This window comes from Pseudomonas sp. PA-4-8C, from assembly GCF_021606625.1.
In the GTDB taxonomy this organism is placed as follows: Bacteria; Pseudomonadota; Gammaproteobacteria; order Pseudomonadales; family Pseudomonadaceae; genus Aquipseudomonas; species Aquipseudomonas lactis.
Genome location: NZ_WKCD01000386.1, coordinates 1 through 4,030, shown reverse-complemented (window position 1 = coordinate 4,030; position 4,030 = coordinate 1). Strand labels below are relative to the sequence as shown.

Below are 4,030 nucleotides of genomic sequence, written 5' to 3'. Positions count from 1 at the left end.
GATTTGGGGGGCCGCCGCCACGCGCCATCCATGGCGCGGGGCGGCTAAACCGGCATCCCTGCCGGTTTACCCCCCAAATCCCTGTCGAATTCCGGCCAGCGTGGTTTAACGGGGCGCCTAAGATCAAGATCAAAAGCAGATCAAGATCAACAGCGGCTCGCTTCGCATCGTGGTTACCGTTGAGCGCTACAGAGTTGTCTGGATACCTATGCTGATCAGAGCGGGAGCGATTGAAGTGCGGGACGCAAGCGTTGCCACTCATTCCAGCAATCCTCGGCAACGATATCCGGGTAACCCCGTTCTTGTTCCATCGCCAACGCGGTGGAGAAGGTTACCGCAATGCAAGTGGCCTGGTCGCGCATATCGCACACTTCGACTTCGCTGAGCGGGGCGCCTTTTTTCGATTCGGCGGCCGTCAGCACGGCGGCAAGGGCGGGGACAAAAACCAGGCAGAGGGGCTCGGTAGACATCAGCTTTTTCCTGAGTAGGGTGGGTGGTGCGCTTATTCTTCAGGGTTGATCAACGACCTCAACGTATGGTCCTCCCAAACGCCAGCAATCTTCAGATAGGCTCGCGCATGCCCCTCCTTCTCAAACCCCAGCGACTCCAGAAGGCGTTCACTTCGCACATTGCGGGGTAAATGATTGGCCATGATCCGGTGAAGCCCCAACTTCTCAAAGCAATGATGGTTAGTGACCTGAAGTGTTCTTTTCATCAGGCCACGGCCTTGGGCTGATTCCGCCAATGAGAAGCCGAGATGACAGGCCTGAAAAACGCCTCTCACAATGTTCGTGTAGTTACACCGCGCTAGAACCTCTCCGCTCTCAGGTTCAAGCAAGAGGAAACACAGAGCGTTGCCAGCCTGCATATTGTTGACCTGCTGCTCCACCCTGGCCTTGGCGTTGCCAGTGGTGAAATATTCCTCATCCCTGAGCGGCTCCCAGGGTTGCAGATGCCTGCGATTGACGCGTTCGTAACGGCTGACCCTCTCGAAATCGTCCCATGAAAAGGGCCGAAGGCAGTAGCCCTCAACGCAATACTCCATAAACCCCTCCAGATTGATCAATGGCCCCATCTGACTGCTCAGCCGCAAAGAATAGCGCCGCTGCGCGTAAAGCGACCCCTTTCATGGCAAACAGGTCTACCATGCCAGCCCCGGCAGTGGTTCCACTCGCTCCCGAACTCCATTTTTCAAGGTAGCGATAATGTCCATCGACCAGATCTCCCTCCCCAAAGGCGTCGGCCCCCACGCCGCCAAGCTGCTTGACGCTATTACTGGCGCCTCCACCCATGAAGAACTTAACCGTGCTGGCGGTAAAGCCGAGGGTTTTGTGCTGGGTTTGGAGGCCACCAAGGCGATCAAAAGCCAAATCGCAGAGTCGTTGTATGTGGCGTATGACGACGCGGCGAGCAATCGGGCCGGTGAACTGAAGGGCTAGTGCACGTCAGCCCATGGTTCCGGAATGAGCGCCAATCGCCGGAATGGGCTGCCGCACATAATAATTGTCGAATTCACTGCTTTCGATGAACTGGAAGCCATGGCGGGTATAAAAGCGATTCGAAGCGCTTTCTTTGAGAGCCCCCACTTTAATAGGCAGCGGCGCCGCATCCGCCTCTTTGAAAATCTGCATGAGAACAGCAGACCCCACCCCTGACCCTTGCGCGCTCGGCCTGACATACAAGTGGTCGAGCAAGAGTTCATGGTGGTGACGTTTCACCACTACGAAACCCACCCGCTCTCCAGATGCCTCGATATAGCGTGTGTCGCGAGCTTCAAAGCCGCCAACAAACCGCTCCCGCGCACGGGCTGGATCAAATCGCCCAACACGCTCCAGGCTTTCGCGCATGGCCTCGATTCGAATGGCTACCAGATTATCCAAGTCGCTTTGTTGAACCGGGACCAAAATGATCGGGGAATTTTGATTGGGTGCGACGGGCATATTGGGTGCTCCAACTACCATCCTGGGGGCTCAGTATAGAGAGCCTGATACTGATGAAGCGACCCGCATGGTATGTTCACGGCATACATGGAGTAACGGACCTCAGGAAGGAAATGGCCATGCCAGTGGATAGCCACCCAATCCGCATTCTCTCGCAACGCCTTACCATTGAGCCCTTCTGTGAGCAGGACGCTGCTGAGTCCTTCGCTTGTATCACTCCGACACTGACTCGCTACATGTCCTGGGAACCGCCTGCCTCGCTGGAAGAGTACGCGCAAGTCTGGGGGCGGTGGCTGCCTGCGATAGCGGATGGCAGCGACATTGTATTCACGATCAGGGAGCGGGTAGGTGCTCGTTTTACCGGCTTGGTCGGGCTGCACCATACCGGCAGTGAAACACCGGAGTTGGGTATCTGGGTTCGTGAAGATAAACACGGGCTGGGGTTGGGTGGTGAAGCGGTGCGGGCGGTTGTTCAGTGGGCTAGCCAGTGGGTGGTGGCAAAGTACTTTATCTATCCTGTTGCGACGCAGAATCGTGCGAGTCGACGTATTGCCGAAGCTTTGGGGGGAGTGGTCATCGAAAGGCGGATGGCGGAGAAATATGATTCGGTTGTGTATCAGATACCGGGGGGTTAGCTCTGGGCATCGGGTTTGCGATTGCTGGCCTGCACGAACGGCAGAAATCGGCCATTAGCGGGCGTTGAACTACGTCCGCTGAACCCCAAACCTGAATATCGGCTTGGCTCAGATTCAAATTCAGATTGAGCAAATCCGCCTCTCACCCAACCGCTCTACCAACCTGATGAGATAACCGTCGGGATCCTGGACGATGAATTCGCGCTGGCCCATTCCAAGATGGGTTAGATGCACCAACTATAGTTCGGTGCCACGAGGGGATCGTGGCGAGCATCATGATGCAAGGGCGGGAATTATAGTGACGCGTTGATGGCTGCTATTGGTCGAAGAGATTCTTGCACGCAGCTCACCTTTAGGCCGGTGGGCATCGATCAGACACGCTCGGGTGAGCTGCGATCGAAGCGCGTCAGGTCATAAAACATTTTTGGGGTGAACCTGCCAGCGGTTCGAATACGCATATACTGTGCGTATTGCGAATGGTAGCAGTTTGATATTGCCGGCTAAAGGTTGTGTAACTTCGATGAACAAGACTGATCTGCTTGAGTATTTGAAAGAGACCAGTTCGGAAATGACCCGAGACAATATAGATGAAGCTGTTCTGCTGCATTTCGATTTGGTCATGGAAAGCTATCGAGAAAAGCCTTCGTTTTATAAAAATTTGTTGAAATATGACCGATTCATGGTTGCCCTGTCTTTATTGAGCTTCAGCTACAAAGACGAGAAAGTTCCTTTATCCAGAGTAAAGGCATTCTGCTACGAACGTGGCTATATGTCTCGAAATAGCCTGGATTCTTATTGTTCATTTTTGTCCATTGCCGGATATCTGGATGTTCGGTTACATGTGCAGGACGGGCGTCAACGTAGTTTCCGACCTACGGAAAAAGCGCTAAGCAATACCGTGCAGCTAATCAAATCTTATTTGCTGCCTTCGCAGATGATCTCTCCATACGACAGTGGGTTATCGGTTGTAGGGAAGAATGTTGATCTATTGCGCGTATTTTTTCGAGGGTTTGCCAAGATACTTGAAGGGGACTTCCTGCTCGACAAGCTGTTGCCTGAAGCGAAATGGATTCTCAATCGGGACGGCGGTCATCTGCCGATGCTCGCACTCTATGCCGATGCCCTGCGCACCGGCTCGTTAGAGACCGGCTACAACGTATCCTCTTACGTGGAGCTTTCATCGCGTCTGGGCGTGTCCAAAACACACATGCAGCGCATGATCAAAGAAGGCCAGTTACAGGGCTATTTCAAATGCGACAAACGTTTGGTGGGGTTGAGTCCGGCCTTTCTCGAATTGATGCGGCGGGCCATGTCAATCTACTTTGCAATTGCCCGTGTCAGCATGGAGTTGGGAGTTGATGAGAGCGAAGTAGGAAACGAGCCTGGCGGGATTCGCTGCTGTCTCTTATAACCATCTCCGAGCCCACGAGACTGTCGCTGGGATCTCGTATTCCG

The 4,030-nt window shown here is 54.1% G+C and carries 6 protein-coding genes and 1 pseudogene; 3 read left to right on the top strand and 4 right to left on the bottom strand.

Annotated elements, in window-relative coordinates:
• Window positions 1-215: 215 nt before the first annotated feature.
• Together GIW04_RS28700 and GIW04_RS28695 are read right to left on the bottom strand one after the other, a co-directional pair.
• A complete protein-coding gene (locus tag GIW04_RS28700) occupies window positions 216-470 on the bottom strand; it encodes a hypothetical protein (RefSeq protein ID WP_120248944.1) in 255 nt (84 codons plus the stop codon).
• A gap of 32 nt (window positions 471-502) precedes the next feature.
• Window positions 503-1,045 carry a GNAT family N-acetyltransferase gene (locus tag GIW04_RS28695; RefSeq protein WP_120248943.1) on the bottom strand — a complete coding sequence of 181 codons (543 nt, stop codon included), beginning with the start codon at window positions 1,043-1,045 and terminating at the stop codon, window positions 503-505.
• Between the two features lie 160 nt (window positions 1,046-1,205).
• Between GIW04_RS28695 and GIW04_RS28690 the strand changes: the two genes are divergently transcribed.
• Window positions 1,206-1,439 (top strand): hypothetical protein, encoded by a 234-nt coding sequence (locus GIW04_RS28690; RefSeq protein WP_003192651.1) that lies wholly within the window; start codon window positions 1,206-1,208, stop codon window positions 1,437-1,439.
• A gap of 6 nt (window positions 1,440-1,445) precedes the next feature.
• Here GIW04_RS28690 and GIW04_RS28685 read toward each other — a convergent pair whose 3' ends face one another.
• Complete coding sequence (locus GIW04_RS28685; protein ID WP_120248942.1) at window positions 1,446-1,940, bottom strand: GNAT family N-acetyltransferase; 495 nt, start codon at window positions 1,938-1,940, stop codon at window positions 1,446-1,448.
• A gap of 119 nt (window positions 1,941-2,059) precedes the next feature.
• Here GIW04_RS28685 and GIW04_RS28680 point away from each other — a divergent pair, with 119 nt between their 5' ends.
• Window positions 2,060-2,575, top strand: a complete 516-nt coding sequence (locus GIW04_RS28680; protein ID WP_120248941.1) for a GNAT family N-acetyltransferase — start codon at window positions 2,060-2,062, stop codon at window positions 2,573-2,575.
• A 120-nt stretch (window positions 2,576-2,695) separates the two neighbouring features.
• On the opposite strand, the pseudogene GIW04_RS28675 reads toward GIW04_RS28680, so the two are convergent.
• Window positions 2,696-2,788: pseudogene (locus tag GIW04_RS28675) on the bottom strand (VOC family protein); the annotation flags it as partial.
• A 307-nt stretch (window positions 2,789-3,095) separates the two neighbouring features.
• Here GIW04_RS28675 and GIW04_RS28670 point away from each other — a divergent pair.
• Entirely contained in the window at window positions 3,096-3,986 is an 891-nt protein-coding gene (locus tag GIW04_RS28670; RefSeq protein WP_236479458.1) for a hypothetical protein, read from the top strand.
• Window positions 3,987-4,030: the final 44 nt, after the last annotated feature.